Annotated in this window: 19 protein-coding genes; 10 read left to right on the top strand and 9 right to left on the bottom strand. The window is 71.4% G+C overall.

The window, feature by feature from the left end; translation table 11 throughout:
• The first annotated feature begins 183 nt into the window (after window positions 1–183).
• The 6 genes from B7K25_RS10380 (at window position 184) to B7K25_RS10355 (ending at window position 5,576) form a co-directional block, all read left to right on the top strand.
• Window positions 184–1,179, top strand: a complete 996-nt coding sequence (locus tag B7K25_RS10380; RefSeq protein ID WP_084105991.1) for an iron ABC transporter permease — start codon at window positions 184–186, stop codon at window positions 1,177–1,179.
• Window positions 1,176–2,210: an iron chelate uptake ABC transporter family permease subunit gene (locus B7K25_RS10375; RefSeq protein WP_084105990.1), complete on the top strand. Its 1,035-nt coding sequence runs from the start codon at window positions 1,176–1,178 to the stop codon at window positions 2,208–2,210. The genes B7K25_RS10380 and B7K25_RS10375 overlap by 4 nt, the downstream gene beginning before the upstream one ends.
• Complete coding sequence (locus B7K25_RS10370; protein ID WP_084105989.1) at window positions 2,207–3,001, top strand: ABC transporter ATP-binding protein; 795 nt, start codon at window positions 2,207–2,209, stop codon at window positions 2,999–3,001. The genes B7K25_RS10375 and B7K25_RS10370 overlap by 4 nt, the downstream gene beginning before the upstream one ends.
• Entirely contained in the window at window positions 2,998–3,507 is a 510-nt protein-coding gene (locus B7K25_RS10365; RefSeq protein ID WP_084105988.1) for a hypothetical protein, read from the top strand. The genes B7K25_RS10370 and B7K25_RS10365 overlap by 4 nt, the downstream gene beginning before the upstream one ends.
• A 26-nt stretch (window positions 3,508–3,533) precedes the next feature.
• Window positions 3,534–4,646, top strand: coding sequence for an ABC transporter substrate-binding protein (locus B7K25_RS10360; RefSeq protein ID WP_159450187.1), 1,113 nt, complete (start codon window positions 3,534–3,536; stop codon window positions 4,644–4,646).
• Window positions 4,647–4,736: 90 nt separating this feature from the next.
• Window positions 4,737–5,576 (top strand): siderophore-interacting protein, encoded by an 840-nt coding sequence (locus B7K25_RS10355; protein ID WP_084105986.1) that lies wholly within the window; start codon window positions 4,737–4,739, stop codon window positions 5,574–5,576.
• A gap of 148 nt (window positions 5,577–5,724) precedes the next feature.
• Here the strand turns inward: B7K25_RS10355 and B7K25_RS10350 are convergent, their stop codons facing one another.
• Window positions 5,725–7,083: a PhoH family protein gene (locus B7K25_RS10350; RefSeq protein ID WP_200807954.1), complete on the bottom strand. Its 1,359-nt coding sequence runs from the start codon at window positions 7,081–7,083 to the stop codon at window positions 5,725–5,727.
• Window positions 7,084–7,448: 365 nt separating this feature from the next.
• Window positions 7,449–8,213: an isoprenyl transferase gene (locus B7K25_RS10345; RefSeq protein WP_084105984.1), complete on the bottom strand. Its 765-nt coding sequence runs from the start codon at window positions 8,211–8,213 to the stop codon at window positions 7,449–7,451.
• A gap of 73 nt (window positions 8,214–8,286) precedes the next feature.
• Here B7K25_RS10345 and B7K25_RS10340 point away from each other — a divergent pair, with 73 nt between their 5' ends.
• Entirely contained in the window at window positions 8,287–8,943 is a 657-nt protein-coding gene (locus B7K25_RS10340; RefSeq protein WP_084105983.1) for a hemolysin III family protein, read from the top strand.
• 45 nt (window positions 8,944–8,988) lie between these two features.
• Here the strand turns inward: B7K25_RS10340 and B7K25_RS10335 are convergent, their stop codons facing one another.
• Window positions 8,989–9,240 carry a hypothetical protein gene (locus B7K25_RS10335; RefSeq protein WP_159450186.1) on the bottom strand — a complete coding sequence of 84 codons (252 nt, stop codon included), beginning with the start codon at window positions 9,238–9,240 and terminating at the stop codon, window positions 8,989–8,991.
• A 40-nt stretch (window positions 9,241–9,280) separates the two neighbouring features.
• On the opposite strand from B7K25_RS10335, the gene B7K25_RS10330 reads away from it, so the two are divergent.
• Both B7K25_RS10330 and greA read left to right on the top strand, forming a co-directional pair.
• Window positions 9,281–9,679: a DUF4307 domain-containing protein gene (locus B7K25_RS10330; RefSeq protein WP_159450185.1), complete on the top strand. Its 399-nt coding sequence runs from the start codon at window positions 9,281–9,283 to the stop codon at window positions 9,677–9,679.
• A gap of 76 nt (window positions 9,680–9,755) precedes the next feature.
• Window positions 9,756–10,238: a transcription elongation factor GreA gene (gene greA / locus B7K25_RS10325; RefSeq protein WP_084105980.1), complete on the top strand. Its 483-nt coding sequence runs from the start codon at window positions 9,756–9,758 to the stop codon at window positions 10,236–10,238.
• Between the two features lie 22 nt (window positions 10,239–10,260).
• Here greA and B7K25_RS10320 read toward each other — a convergent pair whose 3' ends face one another.
• The 3 genes from B7K25_RS10320 to B7K25_RS10310 form a co-directional block, all read right to left on the bottom strand.
• Window positions 10,261–11,736, bottom strand: coding sequence for a polysaccharide deacetylase family protein (locus B7K25_RS10320; RefSeq protein WP_144018969.1), 1,476 nt, complete (start codon window positions 11,734–11,736; stop codon window positions 10,261–10,263).
• Window positions 11,737–11,836: 100 nt separating this feature from the next.
• Window positions 11,837–12,982: a 23S rRNA (uracil(747)-C(5))-methyltransferase RlmC gene (gene rlmC / locus B7K25_RS10315; protein ID WP_084105978.1), complete on the bottom strand. Its 1,146-nt coding sequence runs from the start codon at window positions 12,980–12,982 to the stop codon at window positions 11,837–11,839.
• A gap of 7 nt (window positions 12,983–12,989) precedes the next feature.
• On the bottom strand, window positions 12,990–14,336 hold the full coding sequence (locus B7K25_RS10310) for an AI-2E family transporter (protein ID WP_084105977.1): 1,347 nt from the start codon (window positions 14,334–14,336) through the stop codon (window positions 12,990–12,992).
• 107 nt (window positions 14,337–14,443) lie between these two features.
• Between B7K25_RS10310 and msrA the strand changes: the two genes are divergently transcribed.
• Window positions 14,444–15,100 (top strand): peptide-methionine (S)-S-oxide reductase MsrA, encoded by a 657-nt coding sequence (gene msrA / locus B7K25_RS10305; RefSeq protein WP_084105976.1) that lies wholly within the window; start codon window positions 14,444–14,446, stop codon window positions 15,098–15,100.
• Between the two features lie 37 nt (window positions 15,101–15,137).
• On the opposite strand, the gene B7K25_RS10300 is transcribed toward msrA, so the two are convergent.
• Genes B7K25_RS10300 through B7K25_RS10290 form a run of 3 tightly spaced genes read right to left on the bottom strand, consistent with a single transcriptional unit; the run spans window position 15,138 to window position 18,098 of the window.
• Window positions 15,138–16,469 (bottom strand): low temperature requirement protein A, encoded by a 1,332-nt coding sequence (locus B7K25_RS10300; RefSeq protein WP_084105975.1) that lies wholly within the window; start codon window positions 16,467–16,469, stop codon window positions 15,138–15,140.
• Window positions 16,470–16,494: 25 nt separating this feature from the next.
• Window positions 16,495–17,478, bottom strand: a complete 984-nt coding sequence (locus B7K25_RS10295) for an acetylxylan esterase (protein ID WP_084106202.1) — start codon at window positions 17,476–17,478, stop codon at window positions 16,495–16,497.
• A 2-nt stretch (window positions 17,479–17,480) separates the two neighbouring features.
• Complete coding sequence (locus B7K25_RS10290; RefSeq protein WP_084105974.1) at window positions 17,481–18,098, bottom strand: hypothetical protein; 618 nt, start codon at window positions 18,096–18,098, stop codon at window positions 17,481–17,483.
• Between the last annotated feature and the right edge of the window lie 12 nt (window positions 18,099–18,110).

Here is an 18,110-nt window from a genome sequence, read left to right as displayed (position 1 = left end):
TCGCGATGAATGTGGGCCCACATTCGTGAAGGCTGTGGGGCGCCGGATCCCGATTCTCGATCGTGAGACAACCGTGACCATTTGAGCAACCACCTCGTTGGATTAATCGGTAGCCGTGGGTTAAGTTAGGCAAGCCTCACCGCGCACCAGGACGTGTGCGCCCTGCCCCCACATTGGAGACCGATGCGCCAGCGCGCCCTGATCGCGATCGCCGCCGCCGTGGTGCTGCTGATCGCCATCGCGCTGTCGCTCGCCATCGGCTCGCGCGTCATCGAGCTGTCGACCGTGTGGGATGCCATCTTCAGCTTCGACGACACCGACCCCGAGCAGCTCATCGTGCGCGACCTGAGGGTGTCCCGCACGCTCATCGGCGTGCTCGCCGGAGCCGCGCTCGGCGTCGCCGGCGCGCTCATGCAGGCCCTCACGCGCAACCCGTTCGCGGACCCCGGCCTGCTGGGCATCAACGCCGGCGCCTCGCTCGCGGTCGTGCTGGCGCTCACCACGGGCTTCGCGACCAGCTTCGCCATGCAGGTCCCCATCGCGTTCGTCGGCGCCGGGATCGCGGCGATCATCGTCTACGCGATCGGCGCGCGCGGCGCTGCCGCCGGAGCGCCCGTGCGCCTCGCGCTCGCTGGCGTCGCGCTCACCGCGCTGATCCAGTCGCTCGTCTACGCGGTCCTGCTGGTCGACGACTCGACCCTCGACCAGTACCGGCTGTGGGTCGCCGGCTCCCTCACGGGGCGCCAGGCGGAGGACGTCATGGCGCTCATCCCGATCGTGCTCGTCGCGATCGCCGCAGCGCTCGTCGCCTCCCGCCAGCTCGAGGCCGTGGCCCTCGGCGAGGACGCGGCCCGCGCGCTCGGCGTCAAGATCGGCACCATCCGCACCGTCGTGATCCTCATCGTCACGCTGCTGGCCGCCGCCGCGACGGCCGCCGCCGGGCCCATCGTCTTCGTCGGCCTCGCCGTGCCGCACCTCGCGCGCGCGCTCGTCGGGGCGTCGCTGCCGTGGCTACTCGTCGTGAGCGCCTTCGGCGGCGGCGCGCTGGTGCTCGTGTGCGACGTGATCGGCCGCGTCGTCGCCCGCCCGGGCGAGATCGGCGTCGGCATCACCACCGCGTTCGTCGGTGGCCTCATCTTCGCGATCATGGCCCGCCGCATGAAGGTGGTGGAGCTGTGAGGATCCTGCGCATCGGCCCCCTCGGCATCACGACCCACCGCCGCACCTTCGCGGTGGGCCTGGCGCTGCTCGCAATCCTCGCGGGCCTGCTGATCCTCGCGCTGACCGCCGGCAAGGCGGACATCACGATCCTCGACTCGATCAAGGCCGCCGTCGGCATCCCCGTGGGAGCCCCGGCGGACTTCATCGTGGGCCAGGTGCGCGCGCCGCGCGCGCTCACCGCCATCCTCGTGGGCGCGATGCTGGGCCTGTCGGGCGCGATCCTGCAGTCCCTCACGCGCAACCCGCTCGCCTCGCCGGACTTCATCGGCATCACGATGGGCGCCGGCACCGGCGCCGTCCTGACCCTGTGGCTCGTGACAGCGACCTCGCTGTGGATCACCGCCGCGGGCGCGGTGGCGGGCGCACTGCTGACCGCGGCGCTGATCCTCGCCCTGTCCTGGAAGCGCCAGGGCATCGTGCCGCTGCGCCTCATCCTCGCGGGCATCGGCATCGGCTTCGTCGCGCAGGCGACCACGCAGTACATCCTCACGCGCATGGACGTGCACGACGCCCAGAACGCGCTCGGCTGGCTGGTCGGCACCACCACGGGACGCACCTGGACCCACGTCACGGTCGCCGCCGCGTGCTGCGCCGTGCTGGTGCCCGTGGTGCTGTGGAACGCTCGCGCGCTGCGCACCATGGAGATGGGCGACGACGCCGCGAAGGCGCTTGGCATCCGCGTGGGCGCGTCGCGTGGCGTGCTCGCCGTGTGCTCGGTGCTGCTCGCAGCCGCGGCCGTCGCGGTGTGCGGTCCCATCGGCTTCATCGCCCTCGTCGCGCCCGCCCTCGCCCTGCGCGTCACCCGCAACGCCGGCGCGACCCTCATCCCGTCCGCGCTCATGGGCGCGACCCTGCTGCTCGCCGCCGACCAGGTCTCCCAGCAGATGCCCGCGACGCTGCAGTTCCCCGTCGGCGTGTTCACCGCCGCGATCGGCGCCCCGTACCTGCTGTGGCTGGTGTGGCGCTCGTCCCGAGGAGGTCCCGCATGACCAGGCTCAAGACCGACCACGCCGTCATCGGCTACGGCGGCGACCCCATCGTCAGGGGAGTCGACGTCGAGGTGCCCGACGGCAAGATCACCGCGATCGTCGGCCCCAACGGCTGCGGCAAGTCCACCCTGCTCCGCGCGCTCGTGCGCCTGCTCGCGCCCACCGACGGCACGGTCCTGCTCGACGGCGGAGACATCCATCGCGTCCCCACCCGCGAGGTGGCGCGCAAGGTCGGCCTGCTGCCCCAGTCCCCCATCGCGCCCGCGGGCATCACCGTCAAGGAGCTCGTGGCCCGGGGCCGCACGCCGCACCAGAAGGTGTTGCGCCCCTGGAGCGCGACGGACGAGACCGCGGTGATGTCCGCGCTGCACTCGACCGCGCTGACCGACATCGAGGACGCGGTGGTCGATGAGCTGTCCGGCGGCCAGCGCCAGCGCGCGTGGATCGCCATGACGCTCGCGCAGGACACCCCGCTGATGCTGCTCGACGAGCCCACGACGTACCTGGACATCGCGCACCAGTACGACGTGATGGACCTCCTGCACCGCCTCAACACGCGCCAGGACCGCACGATCGTGATGGTCGTCCACGACCTGCACCAGGCGGCCCGCTACGCGCACCACGTCATCGCCATGCACGACGGCGAGGTCGCCGCGTCGGGCGAGCCGCACGAGGTGTTCACCGAAGATCTCATCCAGCGGGTGTTCGGACTCGAGGCGCGCGTCCTGCCCGACCCCGTCACCGGCACGCCCATGGTGGTGCCGGCCCACGCCCCGGGAGGGACCCGATGACCGTCACCGCTCCTCAGCTGCGCTCCGCGGCCGCGCTCGTCGCCGCGGTGCCCGGGATCGCCTGCCGCCTCACCACCGCCGACGGCGCACGCGTGGTCGCCGGCGCCGCGGACGACGCCGGGCTCTGCGGAATCGGCTTCCGTGAGCTGGTCCTCGAGATGGCCGTCAGCAGCGCCGATGCGCCCGCTGGGGCCGCGCGCACGCTCGAGGTGGACGGGGTGGACGCGGCGACCGGCCTCGCCCGCACCCCTGGCGCCCGCTACTTCGTCAGCCCGCTGCCCTCGCGCCACACCACCGACGCGCTGCGCGCGTCCGACGCCGTCCGCCCGCCGTACCTCGCGATGGTGCGCGGCGACGAGGAGCTCGGCGTCTCCGTCGTGCGCGTCACGCGCTCCGGCGCCACAGCTGTCCCGCAAGAGAAGGATCCCGACCTCGACGAGGTCGCCCTCGCGGCGTTCTCGTCCTGCCTGGTGGCGCACCTGATCGCCACCACCGACGCCGTCTAGGCACCCACCCACCAGAGAGGAACATGATGTTCACCACCACCAAGCGCCGCGCCGGCGCCGTCGGCATGGCCGCGGCAGCCGCCCTCGTGCTCGCGGCCTGCTCGTCCGGCTCGACGGACGAGGAGCCCACCGAGGGGACCTCCGCCGAGCCCACCGCCGAGGAGTCGGCCACCGAGACCGCCGCGTTCCCCGTCACGCTCGACACCGCCATGGGCGAGGTCGTCGTGGAGGAGCAGCCCGAGCGCGTCGTCACCCTCGGCTCGCACGAGCACGAGTACCTCTACGCCCTGGGCGTCGCTCCCGTGGCCGTGCCCGTGAGCTGGCAGGGCTACGACTTCGGCACGGGCCCGTGGGCCGACGGCGACCGCATCGCCGCCGGCGCGGAGCCCGAGCTCTTCGAGCCCGGCACCACCACCTACGACGCCGAGGCGATCGCGGCCTTCGAGCCCGACCTCATCGTCGCGACCTACCCGAACCACACGATGACCGAGGAGGAGTTCACCCTCCTGTCCGGCATCGCTCCCGTCGTCACGCGTCCCGCGACCGACTCCGAGGGCGCCGAGACCGTCGAGTGGGGCGTGTCCCTCGAGGACGAGCTCAACCTCCTCGCCCAGGCCACCGGCACCACCGACAAGGCCGGCGAGATCCTCGACAACATCGACGCGATGTTCACCGAGGTCCGCGACGCGCACCCCGAGTGGGAGGGCCTGACCTCGCAGGTCGGCGGCTACTACGAGGGCCAGGCGTACGTGTACGCCGCGTCCGACACCCGCAACCAGTTCCTCGCCCAGCTGGGCCTCGACGTCGCCTCGATCGAGGGCACCGAGGACGCCTGGTTCCCGATCAGCGCCGAGCAGCTCGACGTCCTCGGTGACCTCGACTCGGTCGTGTGGCAGGTCGCCACGACGCCCGACGCTCGCGGCGCGCTCGAGGACCTGCCGCTGTTCCCGTCGCTCAACGTGAGCGAGGTCGGCGGCTCGATCTGGCTGTCCGAGCCCATCCTCGAGGGCGCGTTCTTCGCGAACTCGCCGTCGTCGATCCAGTACTCGCTCGAGGCCTTCGTGCCGATGCTCGAGCAGGCGCTCGACGGCGACCCGGCGACCGAGGTCGTCGAGTTCAACGACCCGTCGAACGACTGACGCACTGAACGCCGGCGGGAGGCGCCGGGAACGCTCCCGGCGCCTCCCGCATCGGCGCTCCTCCCTCAGCCACTTCATACTGGAGGCACCATGACCGACTCGTTCATCGTCCACGTCGCGGCGACCGAGCAGATCAGCCCGAACCTGCGTCGCGTAACCCTTGCCGGCGAGGCGCTGCGCGCCTGGGAGTCGACGGGCAAGCCCGACGAGTTCGTCCACGTCCACATCCCCGGCGACCGCCCCGCCGAGGGCTGGGAGGACGACCACGACATCGCCCGCCACTACACGATCCGCCGCTGGAACCCCGAGGTGCCGAGCGTCGAGATCGACGTCGTCACCCACGGCCACGGCCTCGGCGCGAGCTGGGCGCGCGACGCCCAGGAGGGCGACGTGTGCGCGATCAGCACGGCGCACGGGTACTACGGCGCGCCCGAGGGCTCGACCCGGCGCCTGCTCGTCGCCGACGCGACGGGCCTGCCCGCGGTGGCCCGCATCCTCGAGGAGGCGAACCCCGAGGAGACGTTCGACGTCCTCATCGAGCTCATCTCGATGGACGACGCGATCGCGCTGCCCTCCCCCGCCACCGTCAACGTCGAGTGGCGCGTGTCCGGCAACGGCCGCGGACCCTCGGCGCTCGTGAGCTGCCTGCGCAGCCTCCCGGCGCCCGAGGGCGACACCTACGTCTGGGTGGCGTGCGAGTCGGCGGAGTCGCGCCGCGCCCGCACGTTCATCCGCTCCGAGTGGACGCGCCACCACACGCTCTACCGCGTCGTGGGCTACTGGCACGTCGACCAGGAGGAGCAGCTGCGCAAGTGGAACGCGCTCACGCCCGAGCAGCAGGCCAAGTACGCGGCGATCTGGGACGAGTCCCGCCCCGACGAGGTCAACTGGCTCGAGCTCGAGCCGTACCTCCAGGAGCTGGGCCTCTAGCCTCTCCCACCCCCCTCTTCCCGAAAGTGGGCCCACTTTCATGAAGTGGCGGCGGAGAGCATGAAAGACGGACCGCCAGAAATGGCGAAGGGCCGATGCGGTGGTCACCACCGCATCGGCCCTTCCTTCGTTCTGGGGCGGGCTCGGACTACAGGTCGAGCCGCTCGAGCATGTCGGTCACGAGCGCGGCCACTGCCGAGCGCTCGGAGCGCTCGAGCGTCACGTGGGCGAAGAGCGGGTGGCCCTTGAGCGCCTCGATGACCGCCGCGATGCCGTCGTGGCGGCCCACGCGCAGGTTGTCGCGCTGGGCGACGTCGTGCGTGAGGACCACGCGCGAGTCCTGGCCGATGCGGCTCAGCATCGTCAGCAGCACGTTGCGCTCGAGCGACTGCGCCTCGTCGACGATCACGAAGGCGTCGTGCAGCGAACGGCCGCGGATGTGGGTCAGCGGCAGCACCTCAAGCATGCCGCGCGCCATGACCTCCTCGACCACCTCGGAGGACACCATCGCGCCCAGGGTGTCGAAGACCGCCTGCGCCCAGGGGTTCATCTTCTCGGACTCGTTGCCGGGCAGGTAGCCCAGGTCCTGCCCGCCCACCGCGTACAGCGGGCGGAAGACCATGATCTTCTTGTGCTGGCGGCGCTCCATGACGGCCTCGAGGCCCGCGCACAGGGCGAGCGCGGACTTGCCGGTGCCGGCCCGGCCGCCCATCGACACGATGCCGACGGTCTCGTCGAGGAGCAGGTCGATCGCGATGCGCTGCTCGGCCGAGCGGCCGTGCACCCCGAACACCTCCTGGTCGCCGCGCACCAGACGGATCTGGCCGTCGTCGGTCACGCGCCCCAGAGCCCCGCCGCGCGGCGAGTGGATGACGAGTCCCGTGTGGACCGGCAGCGTCGCGAGATCCTCGCCGCAGTCCTGCGGCGTCGGGGCCGCGAGCGCCTCGGCCTCGTACAGGGAGCCCATCTGCTCGTCGGTCAGCTGGATCTCGCGCATGCCGGTCCAGCCGGAGTCGACCGCGAGCTCTGCGCGGTACTCCTCTGCCTCGATGCCGAGCGCCGAGGCCTTCACGCGCATGGGCAGGTCCTTCGAGACCACCGTGACCGCGAGGCCCTCGGCCTTGAGGTTGGCGGCGACCGCGAGGATCCGGGTGTCGTTGTCACCCAGGCGGAAGCCGCTCGGCAGCACCTCCTGGTCGGTGTGGTTGAGCTCGACGCGGAGCGTGCCGCCGGCCTCGTTGGCGGGAACGGGCTCGTCCAGCTTGCCGTGCTTGACGCGGAACTCGTCCAGCATCCTGAGGGCCGACCGTGCGAAGTAGCCCAGCTCGGGGTGGTGGCGCTTGGCCTCGAGCTCGGTGATGACGACCACCGGGAGCACGACCGCGTGCTCGGCGAACCTCTTCAGCGCACGCGGATCCGACAGCAGCACGGACGTGTCCAGCACGAACGTTCGCAGCTCGGTCGCGTTCTCGGCGTTGATCGAGGGGGTGGTGTCGGGCTGAGTGATGCTCACAGGGGCTCCCCGCAGTTCAGGCCGCAGGGCGCCGAACGCCCGACGGCGTTCGGTCTAGTCCGGGACCAAGGTGGTCCGGGTTCGGATGGGTACCACGATCCCGACGGTACGCCCGGGATTCGGGGGCACCGCGCGACACGCCGCGCGACACATGTTCGTCATGTGCCCCGCTGTCGGGTGTGTCACACCGGGTGCGGGCGGAACACGCCGGTACGACGCGCCGGTGCACAGGCGGCTTTGGAGATCCGTCCGTCAACTCACGCCATGAGAGCCGATGCGCGGGCAGGTTGCGCGATCGTGCCGTCAGTTTGGCGCGGCGAGAGGAAGGTGCAGGGCGGGGCCTGCTATCGAGCGCGCGCTCACCGGCCGTGGCGCCGCTCGCGCTGGGAGAACGCGCGCAGCGCGCGCAGGAAGTCCACGTGCCGGAAGTCCGGCCAGTACGCGTCGCAGAAGTAGAACTCCGAGTGCGCGGACTGCCACATGAGGAAGCCCGACAGCCGCTGCTCCCCCGAGGTGCGGATCACCAGGTCGGGGTCGGGCTGGCCCTTGGTGTAGAGGTGCTCGGCGATGTGCTCGACGGAGAACGTCTCAGCCATCTCCTCGACCGACTTGCCCTCCGAGGCCCCCGAGCGCAGGAAGGACCGGACCGCATCGGCGATCTCGTGGCGGCCCCCGTAGCCCACGGCGATGTTGACGTGCAGCCCCGTGTTGCCCGAGGTCCTGGCGACGGCCGCACCGAGGCGGGCGGACGCATCGGCCGGCAAGAGGTCGGCCGCTCCCACGTGCTGCAGACGCCAGCGCCCGTCGTCGGCGAGCGTCTCCACCGCCGAGCAGATGATCTCAAGCAGCGCGTCCAGCTCCGCGGCGTCGCGGCCGAGGTTGTCGGTCGACAGCATCCACAGCGTCACGACCTCGACGCCGGCCTCCTCGGACCAGCCCAGGACCTCGGAGATCTTGTCGGCGCCGCGGCGGTGGCCGTGCGCGGCGGACTCGCCCGAGGCCTTCGCCCAGCGCCGGTTGCCGTCGAGGATGACCCCGATGTGGCGGGGGATCTCGCCCTCGTCGCGGAGGGTGCGCGCCAGCTGCCTCTCGTACGGTCCGTAGAGCAGGCTGCGCAGTCCCATCGGCGTCCCTTCGGCGTCTGAAGTGCTGGATGACACGGTACTCGCGGCGCGTAACCTACGGTAACGTAGGTTCATGGCCGAGAACCTTCCTGTGCCCGGAAAGCCGCTGATGCGCGGCTGGCTGCACCTCGGTGCGGCCCCCCTCGCGCTCGTCGCCGGCATGGTGCTCGTCGTGTTCGCTCCCACGCTCGCGGGGCGCGTCTCGACCGCGATCTTCACCCTCACCGCCGTGATGCTGTTCGGCACCTCCGCCGTCTACCATCGCGGCGACTGGTCCGACCGCACCAAGGCCGTGCTGCGGCGCATGGACCACGCCAACATCTTCCTCATCATCGCGGGCACCTACACGCCCCTCACGGTGATGCTGCTCGACGGCACGACTCGTGTGGTGGTGCTGGCCGTGGTGTGGGGTGGCGCGCTCATCGGCCTGCTCCTGCGCGTCTTCTGGCTGGGCGCGCCGCGCTGGGCCTACGTGCCGCTGTACCTCGCGCTGGGCTGGGTGGCCATCGGCTTCATCGGGCCGTTCTATCAGGCGGGTGGCGCGGCCGTCGTGACCCTGATCATCGTGGGCGGCCTGTGCTACACCGTGGGCGCGATCATCTACGGCACCAAGTGGCCGCGTGGCTCCGAGCGGTACTTCGGCTTCCACGAGATCTTCCACGCGCTCACGATCGCGGGCTTCCTGTGCCACTACATCGCGATCGCGCTGGTGGTCTTCACCGTCTCCTAGGACGGCAGCACCGCCGATGCGCGGGCTCGGCCCAGCGCGCGGGCGTCAGCTGGCGGCGGGGCTGGGTTCCGAGGGGCTGGGCTCGGAGGGCGCCTCGGGCGTGTCCGCCGCGCTCTGAGCGACCGCGCCCGTCTGGGACGCCGATGCGGTCGCGGCGGGGCGCTCGCCCTCGGGCGGGTGGGTGCGCACCTTGCGCAGGTGCTTCGACAGCGAACGGAACAGGATGATCGCGCCCACGACGACCGCGAAGGTCGCCACGAAGGCACCGAATCCTGGACCACCGGTGAAGTCAGCCACGGTCACGCCCCTTTCTCTCCGTGAACTATCCTGCCTCATCATGAGCACCGCGCCGGACCCCATCGAGGACGAGGCCGCCGATGCGCGTCCGCGACTGTCGCGCAAGGGCTGGGCGTGGGTCATCGCGGGCCTCATCGCGCTGACGGGCGTGACCGCGTGGATCGGGCTCGCGATGGCGAACGACCCCGTGCGCTGGCAGGACGTGGGCTTCTCCATCGCGTCGCCCACCGAGGTGGACGTGACGTTCGAGGTGTACTTCTACGACGACGAGCCGGTCACCTGCTACCTGCACGCGATGAACGTCCAGTACGCGGAGGTGGGCGTCGCCGAGGTCGACATCGACCCGGCCGACGGCGTCCAGCAGCGCATCACGGTGCCCATCGCGACGGTCGAGCAGCCCAACACCGCACTGGTGCGCGGCTGCGGCCCGCAGCAGTGACCGACGTCACCCTTCTTTCACCAGCATCGGCCCTCTTGCTACCCTGGCGTCTTCTGTCCAGCAAGGAGGGACGACCGTGACCGAGACCACTGGCACCTGGCTCACCCAGGAGGCGTACGACCGCCTGCAGGCCGAGTACGACCACCTCGCGGGTGAGGGGCGTGCGGCGATCGCCAAGGAGATCGACGAGCGCCGCCAGGAGGGCGACCTCAAGGAGAACGGCGGCTACCACGCGGCGCGCGAGGAGCAGGCGAAGCAGGAGGCGCGCATCCAGCAGTTGCGCCACATCCTGCAGACCGCGACCGTGGGCGAGGCGTCGACCTCCAACGAGATCCAGTCGGGCACCGTCGTCACCGCCGAGGTCATGGGCCGCGAGATGAAGTTCCTCGTGGGCTCCCGCGAGGTCGCGGGCGGCACCGAGCTCGACGTGTTCAGCGCGCAGTCGCCGCTGGGCGAGGCGCTCATCGGCAAGTCCGTGGGCGACGAGACCAGCTACGTCGCACCCAACGGCAAGGAGATCCCCGTCAAGGTGATCGCCGCAGAGCCGTTCTCGGGATAGCCAGCGCCGGTCGCGGGCTGTCCTACCGCCTGAAGTACTTCTGGCCGGGCGTCATGTCGCCGAGCAGCTCGGGCACCGTCACGAGCGTGTACCCGTCGGCGAGCAGCTGATCGATGATGCCCGCGTAGGCCGCGCGGGTGGTCTCGTGGATGTCGTGCGACAGGATGATCGCGCCGTTGTGCGCGTGCGAGAGCACGCGGTCGGTGACCACGGCGGAGTTCTTGTCCTTCCAGTCCTCGGGATCGACGTCCCACAGGATCTGCGCCATGCCCAGCTCGGCGGCGATCGTCGCCACCGACCCGTTGGTCGCGCCGTAGGGCGGGCGCAGCAGCACGGGAGTCACCCCGGACGCCTCCTCGATGAGCGCATTGGTGCTGGCGATCTCGTCGCGGATCGAGGCCTCGTTGAGGCGGGTGAGCTGCTTGTGGTCCATCGTGTGGTTGCCGAGCACGTGGCCCTCGTCGTGGATGCGCTTGACGACGTCCGGGTGCGCCTTGACGTTGGTGCCCACCATGAAGAACGTCGCGTGCACGCCTCGTGAGGCGAGCACATCCAGCAGGTCGTTGGTGCCGCCCACGGGTCCGTCGTCGAAGGTCAGCGCGATGCACTTGGCCTGCGAGCAGTCCACGTCGTCGTCGCCCTGGATCATCGCCGGGGTGCCCTCGGTGTCGAGCGGTGCGGGCTCCGCGGTCGTCGGCTCCGGCACCGGGATGTCGGGGTCCGCAGGCTCGAGCGCCGCGGTGCGCGCCGTCTCGCCGAACTCCGACAGGTGGCCCTCCGCGGGCACCTCGACGCCCACGGCCCGGTTGGAGACCGACACCTGAGCGCCGTCGAACTCGACCCACAGCTCGCCGTCTGCCGTGAACGCGATCGAGTCGAAGGCGTCGAGACCGCCCGCGAGCTGCTGCTCGAGCAGCGCGGGATCGATGCGGGGGTCGCCGGTAGCCTCGTCCTCGACGGCGGCGACGAGCGAGTCGACGGCCGCCTCATCGATCAACGCGGTGCCGGGCAGCACCTCGTCGGCCTCGACGTGGTACCAGTGGGTCGACGCGTCGCCGTCGAAGCCGTGGGCGCCGAACTCGGTCGAGTTGAGCCGCACGCCGATGACCTCGGGCGACGAGCCGACGAGGTCCCACGAGATGTTGAGCTCCGCGAGCACGCCCTCCTGCGCGGGGTGCTCGGTGGCGACGAAGTCGCGGAACTGGTCCTCCCGCGAGGCCTTGAGAGCCTCGGTGAGGTCCTCGGCGCCGGGGATCAGCGGGTACGACGCGAAGGCGACGTGGGTCTCGTCCTCCGCCTCGACGTGCTCGACCTCGAGCCCCTCGACGACGGCGCCGGGGATCGACAGCAGCTCCGGCGCGGCGAAGTCGGCGAAGGGGTCGACCGCGTCCGGCGTCGCCGTGACGGTGACGGTCGGCGGGGTGGGCGCCGCCTCCTCGGTGCACCCGGCGACGGCCAGGGTCGCCACGGCCACCAGCGCCAACGCTGCTCGTCTCATCCGGTCCGCTCCCCTGCTCGGCTGGCACCAACCTAGAGGCAGCAGCGCCGATGCGCGTGCTGGGAAACGCCGCCCGCTCGTCTTTGGGCGGAGCCGGGCCCTACTGGCGGTCGAGGACGACCGCGACCTCGCTGTGGCCGGTGTGGGGGAACATGTCGAACAGCCGCGCCTCGCGGGCGGCGTACGAGGGCATCCAGGCGAGGTCGCGCGCGAGGGTGGTCGCGTGGCAGCTCGAGTACACGACGGTCGCCGCGCCCGACTCCTCCACGGTGCGCGACAGCTCCTCCCCTAGCCCACGGCGGGGCGGGTTGACCACGATGGCCTCGGGCGCATCGGCCTGGCGCGAGGCCCAGCCGACGGCGTCGTCGGCCACGAACTCCACGCCGGCCATCGCCGCGTCGCCCGCTGACAGGCGCTCGTCTCGCGTGCGGCGGGCAGACGTGATGGCCTGCTCGCTGACCTCGACGCCCACGACGGCGCGGCCCGGCGCGGCCCCGTGCAGCGCGAACCCGCCCACGCCGCAGTAGAGGTCCCACAGGCTGTCGGGCGCGGCGGCGGCGATCCAGTCCGTGGCCTGCCGGTAGAGCGCGCCGGCCACGTCCGTGTTGGTCTGGAAGAAGCTCTGAGGGCGCAGGTGCAGGTCGATGCCGTTGACGGTCATGGTGAGCGTCTCGCGCTCGGTGAGCAGGATCTCGCGCTCGCCCTCGGTGACGGCCTTGTGCTCCGGCAGGACGTTGACCGACGCGACGGCGAGGCGCGGGAGCTGCTCGCGCAGCCACGGCAGGTGCTTGCGGATCCGCGCGAGCGCCTCCGTGGAGCGCAGCACCCAACGGACCATGAGGTCACCGTTGGGTGCGACCGTGACGAGCACGTGCTTGAGCTCGCCCCGGCGCAGCGGCACCGAGTAGGGCTCGAGCCGGGCGCGCGTGATGAAGTCCGCGAGCGGCGCGAAGGCGTCACCGAGCGCCGCCGGATACAGCGGGCAATCACGGAGATCCTGCCCCGAGCCATCCGCGGCGAGGATCCCGACCGTCGGCGCGTCGACCGTCCCCGCGACGACCATCTTGGCCTTGGTGCGGAACCCCGACTCCTCGCTCGCGCGGGCGGGCAGCCACGCGAGCTCCGGCGCGACGGGGGCGAGCAGGCCGGCGATCGCCGCCTGCTTGTCCGCCACCTGGTTCTCGTAGGGCGTGTCGATACGCGTGCACGAGAAGCACAGTCCGGCGGCGTGATACTCGCACCGCATGAGGCGCCTACGTGTCGGTGCTGGAGTCGCGCGGCGGGCGCGTGCGGATCTGCTCGCTGTGCGGCTCGACGGACTCGGCGCCCGGGGCGTCGGCCGCGTCGTCGATGATGGCGTGCTCGTCGGTGGGAGCCGCCTCGTGGTGGCGAGTGCGGATCTCGCCCGTGTGGGTGACGGCGTCGCGCGCCCGCCGTAGCCGTTCGGCGACCACGGGCATCTGCGTCGAGATGGGAGGTCGGTCGACCTCCTCGATCGCGTCGCCCAGGCGCAGGCCGCGCTTGAACGCGTAGAGGGTCGCGACGATGGGCACCGCGATGATCGCGCCGATGAGGCCCATGGTGAGCGTTCCGGCGGAGATCGTCAGGAGCACCGCGAGCGGGTGAATCGAGGCCGCCTTGCCGAACAGCCACGGGTAGAGGACGTTGCCCTCGATCTGCTGGACGAGCAGCACCACGCCGAGCATGAGCAGAGCGGTGGTCCAGCCGCCGTCGACGAGCGCGACGAGCGATGCCACCGCACCCGACAGCGTCGCGCCGATGAGCGGGATGAACGAGAACAGGAAGACGATGATCGCGATCGGCAGCGCGAGCGGCACGCCGAGGATCCAGGCTCCGAGGCCGATGCCGACGGCGTCGACGAAGGCCACGAAGACCGTGGTCTGCGTGTAGCGCCGCAGCGTCACCCAGGCGTGCATCCCGGCGTGGTCGGCGCGCTCGACGGACGAGTCGGGAAGCAGACCGACGGTCCAGGTCCAGATCTGCCGGCCGTCGCGCATGAAGAAGAACAGCGCCACCAGCGCGATGATGATGCCGGCGAACATGGCGCCGATCGCGGAGCCGACGGACAGCGCGCCCGAGGCGACGCCGAGGACGTTGTCCTGGACGAAGCCCTGGATGTTGGAGACGACCTCGTCGATCTGCTCCTGGCTGATGCCCAGAGGCCCGTCGACGAGCCACGCGACGAAGGTCTCGAAGCCCTCGATCGCGGAGTCCTTGAGCTGGTCGAAGTCATTCACGAAGGACGTCGACGCGAGCGTGCCGAGGCCCAGCACGATCGAGATGAGGGCGAGGATCGCGAGGATCGACCCCAAGGCGCGCGGGATCCCGATCTGCGCCATCCGGGCGACCAGCCGCTCGAGCGGCGCGGCGATGATGAGCGCGATGATCAGCGGCACGAACAGCGCCGAGAGGTTGGTGAACCCCCACGCGGCGGCGACGAGCACGACGCCGACGATGACGATCCTCCACGACCACGCGGCCGTGACCCTGAGCGTCACGGGGACGCGGTCGATCACCGAGGGCTGCTCGGTGTAGAGCACAGACGAGGTCGGCTTGCTCTCACCAGGACTGTTGGCCATGTCGCGAGCCTAACGCCGCGCACGGACACGGTGTGGCCTGCCGCGCGGAACATGCACGGTCACGGGCGCGTTCACCGAGCAGAGTTCACCGACCCAGAGGAGCGCACATGCTCGGCACGAACAAGACGACCATGATCACCGCGGACGAGGCCCTGCCTGGCCGCGACGCCGCCATCGAGGTGGCCGACCGCCACGTGGTGCTCGGCACGCCCCTGACCGGACCCTGGCCGGAGGGCCTCCAGGTGCTCTACGTGGGCATGGGCTGCTTCTGGGGCGCGGAGCGCATCTTCTGGCAGACCCCTGGCGTGCACTCGACGGCCGCCGGCTACATGGGCGGCTGGACCGAGAACCCCACGTACCAGGAGACCTGCACCGCGCGCACGGGTCACGCCGAGGCCGTCCAGGTGGTCTACGACCCCGAGAAGGTCTCGCTCGACACCCTGCTGGGCGCGTTCTGGGAGAACCACGACCCGACGACGCTGAACCGCCAGGGCAACGACGTGGGCACCCAGTACCGCAGCGCCATCTTCACGACGTCCGAGGCCCAGCTCGCGGCTGCTGAGGCGTCGCGCGACCGCTACCAGGCGCAGCTCACCGACAAGGGCTACGGAGCGATCACGACGCAGATCGCGCGCGCCGAGGACGCCGGAGACGGCCGCTTCTACTACGCGGAGGACTACCACCAGCAGTACCTCCACAAGAACCCCGGGGGCTACTGCAACCACGGCTTCTGCCAGGTGAGCTACGCCCCGACCCCGGCCTGAGGTGAGGGCCGATGCGTGCTCGAGCGCGCATCGGCCGTCACCTGTCCGCGGTGAGCCGGGATGCGGCGACGCCGCACGTGACCACGGCGGCGGCCAGGATCCAGACCACGGCTGACGCGTCCAGGTACCCGTGCGCGAGCCACGCGGCGAGCGGCGCGACGACGCCCGCCCCGAGCAGCCAGGCCGCCCGGAGCCGAGCCGCGCGGTCGTGGCCCCTGCGCGCGAGCACCGCGTGGGTCGTCCCCGCCGCGAGAAGGTAGACCGCGAGCGCGGTGACGAGCACCGCTGCCACGTGATCGTCGATCTCCGCTCCCGGGTCGGCGACGATGGCGCCCATCACCGCCGCCATCGCGACGATGCACAGCGAGGTCACCAGGTGCGCGACCCACTGCAGGCGCACCGGGATCGCGCCCTCGGGCAGCAGCGCGAGGCCGGCGCTGCCGCGACGCACCGACAGGTTCCACAAGCCGACGATGAAGGCGAACGCGCCGAGCGCGGCCACGCCGAGCTCGCGGTTCCACTCAGCTCCCGAGGCCGACGTGATCACCTGGATCAGGCCCTCGCCGAGCAGGATGAGCGTGAAGAGGCCGAACCGCTCGGCGAGGTGGACCGTGTCCGCGCGCAACGCGACGATCGAGGTGGGGATGTCGCGCGGTCCCCTGCCTCGGCGCGCCTGCACCTCCAGTCGACGCTGACGCCGCTCGGCGCGCCTCCTCGCCCGGGTCGCGCTTCGGGTGGGGCGCTCCTCGCGCGCGGCATGTGCCTCGAGACGCTCGCGTCTTCCGTCGATGGCGTGATCCAGCCGGGCCTGCGCGCCCGCCGCGACGCGGTCGGGCCGCGACCGCAGCAGCACGGCGAGGTCGAGCGTGAGACCGATCGCCCACCACACGTACATCGCGTCGCCGTCGAACCACAGCGACACGATCCAGGGCAGCACTCCCGTCGCGGCCTGGATGACCGGCAGGTCGACGACCACGGCCGCACCGTGCCACGGGCGGGCGGCGATCACTCGGCCCACGATGTACGCGATCGCGAACGCGTGAGCATGCTCGTCGTGGATGCCGGGCACCGCGGCCACCATCACGCCGAGCACGATCATGCCCGCGAGGAACGTCGGGAGGCGGGCGTCGTCGCCGCGGACGTTGCCGTACGCCGTGAAGCAGGTCCAGATCATCCAGAACGCGCCGAAGGCGATGGCGAACAGCGCGATGCTCCCGAGACCCTCGCTGTCCTCGATGAGGTGGCCGAGCAGTCCCGCGCCCGCGACGACGACGAGGTCGAAGAACAGCTCCGGCCACGAGGCGTGGCGCTCGGCGGCATCGGTCGTGTCGGCCTCGGAAGTCCCGGCAGAGCCCTCGGTGTCGCTCACGCGGTCCTCCCGACTGTCGCTGGTGTCAGCCTACGAGACGAGCGACGAACTCGAGCTGGCGCATCTGCTGGTGCGCCTGCCCGCCCTCGTGGCCGTTGTAGCCGTACACCTCGACCGCCTTGTCGGACTGCCCGGAGCGGTCGCCGTACCAGTTGAAGGCGGCGAAGCAGGTGGACGGCGGACAGACCTCGTCCATGAGGGCAGCGGACATCAGCAGGGGCGCGTGCGCGCGCTTCGCGTGGTTGACGCCGTCGAAGTACTGCAGCGTCGCGAGCATCTCCTCGCGAGGCTTGCGCGTGATCTTGAGGAACGTCACGAGCTCCTGGTACGGGTACGCGTCCGTGAGGTCGATGGCGCGGTCGAAGTGGCACAGGAACGGCACCTCGGCGGCGCAGCCGGCCAGGTCCGGCACGAGCCCGGCGACGGCGAGCGCGACGCCGCCGCCCTGCGACGTGCCCACGAAGAAGACCTGCGACGGGTCCACCTCTGGCAGGGAGCGCGCCGCGTCGACGCCGCGCACGGCGTCGGTGAAGAGGCGGCGGTAGTAGTACTCGTGCGGGTCGTGGATGCCGCGCGTCATCTGGCCCGGCACCGCGGGTCCGGACCCGACGGGGTCGGGCGTGTGGGCGCCCGAGCCCCAGGACAGGCCTTGGCCGCGCGAGTCGATGAAGAGGTGCGCGTAGCCCGCCGTCGCCCACAGGGTGCGCTCGATCGCGAGCCCGCGGCCGCCGCCGTAGCCGGAGATCTCGACGACGCATGGCAGCGGCCCCTCGGCGCCGCGGGGGGTGAGCAGCCAGCCCTTGATGGGGTCGCCGCCGAAGCCGGGGAACGTGACGTCCTCGATCACCACCTGCGCGAGGTCGATCGGCCCGGCGGCACGGTCCACGCGCATGGGCGTCTGGCGCGCCTCCTCGAGGGTGCGCTCCCAGAAGGCGTCGAAGTCCGCGGGCTCGCTGACCTCGGGACGGTAGGCGCGCAGCTCGGGCTCGGGCAGGTCGAACTTCGCCACGGTCACGCGCCCCCGGTGCCGAACAGGTTCGCCGCGACCGACGCGACGAACATCACGACGATGAAGCCGCCGATGATCATCACCTGCTTGGGGAACGGCCGGATCTTGTCCGCGAGCATGTAGGCCCCGAGGAAGCCGACCGCGGTCGCCGTCATCATGAAGATCGAGCCCTGCGAGCGGACGATCTCGAGGTCCTGGGCGCTCGCGAACAGCGCCTCCTGGAACAGCGTCAGCCCACCCCAGGTGAGTCCGTAGCCCACGGCGCCACCGAGCAGGACGAAGGCGATCTCGCCCACGCCGGTCGGCATGCGGCGGACGACGCGGTCCAGGAGCAGCCCGGTGGGCCACGCGACCAGCACGCCGCCGAGGATCACCGGCGCAGCCACGGCGAGGAAGAAGCCGATCTGCCCGCCGATGACTCCCAGCGGCAGCACGCACAGCAGGGTGAGACCGACGCCGATGACGAGCGCGGCGAGGCCACGCGACACGGGCTTCACCGCGCCGGCGGCGGCCACCGCCTCCCGTTCCGCGGCTCGCTGGTCCTTGGCGTCGTCGGGCCACTCGAGCTCGTACGGGTCCTCACCCGGGCGCGCCGTCAGACCGTCGTCGTCCTTCGCCATGCGTGCTGCGGG

Origin of the sequence: Demequina sp. NBRC 110056 (genome assembly GCF_002090155.1) — a bacterium.
Lineage (GTDB): Bacteria > Actinomycetota > Actinomycetes > Actinomycetales > Demequinaceae > Demequina.
Note: the sequence above shows the minus strand (reverse complement) of the source record. Positions and strands in the feature narration are given on the sequence as shown.

Bases quoted from the DNA above. Each gene is read 5' to 3' on its own strand.
- B7K25_RS10380 (WP_084105991.1), top strand. From the start codon at position 184: ATGCGCCAGCGCGCCCTGATCGCGATCGCCGCCGCCGTGGTGCTGCTG.
- B7K25_RS10370 (WP_084105989.1), top strand. From the start codon at position 2,207: ATGACCAGGCTCAAGACCGACCACGCCGTCATCGGCTACGGCGGCGAC.
- B7K25_RS10365 (WP_084105988.1), top strand. From the start codon at position 2,998: ATGACCGTCACCGCTCCTCAGCTGCGCTCCGCGGCCGCGCTCGTCGCC.
- B7K25_RS10360 (WP_159450187.1), top strand. From the start codon at position 3,534: ATGTTCACCACCACCAAGCGCCGCGCCGGCGCCGTCGGCATGGCCGCG.
- B7K25_RS10355 (WP_084105986.1), top strand. From the start codon at position 4,737: ATGACCGACTCGTTCATCGTCCACGTCGCGGCGACCGAGCAGATCAGC.
- B7K25_RS10345 (WP_084105984.1), bottom strand. From the start codon at position 8,213: ATGGGACTGCGCAGCCTGCTCTACGGACCGTACGAGAGGCAGCTGGCG.
- B7K25_RS10340 (WP_084105983.1), top strand. From the start codon at position 8,287: ATGGCCGAGAACCTTCCTGTGCCCGGAAAGCCGCTGATGCGCGGCTGG.
- B7K25_RS10330 (WP_159450185.1), top strand. From the start codon at position 9,281: ATGAGCACCGCGCCGGACCCCATCGAGGACGAGGCCGCCGATGCGCGT.
- B7K25_RS10320 (WP_144018969.1), bottom strand. From the start codon at position 11,736: ATGAGACGAGCAGCGTTGGCGCTGGTGGCCGTGGCGACCCTGGCCGTC.
- rlmC (WP_084105978.1), bottom strand. From the start codon at position 12,982: ATGCGGTGCGAGTATCACGCCGCCGGACTGTGCTTCTCGTGCACGCGT.
- B7K25_RS10310 (WP_084105977.1), bottom strand. From the start codon at position 14,336: ATGGCCAACAGTCCTGGTGAGAGCAAGCCGACCTCGTCTGTGCTCTAC.
- msrA (WP_084105976.1), top strand. From the start codon at position 14,444: ATGCTCGGCACGAACAAGACGACCATGATCACCGCGGACGAGGCCCTG.
- B7K25_RS10290 (WP_084105974.1), bottom strand. From the start codon at position 18,098: ATGGCGAAGGACGACGACGGTCTGACGGCGCGCCCGGGTGAGGACCCG.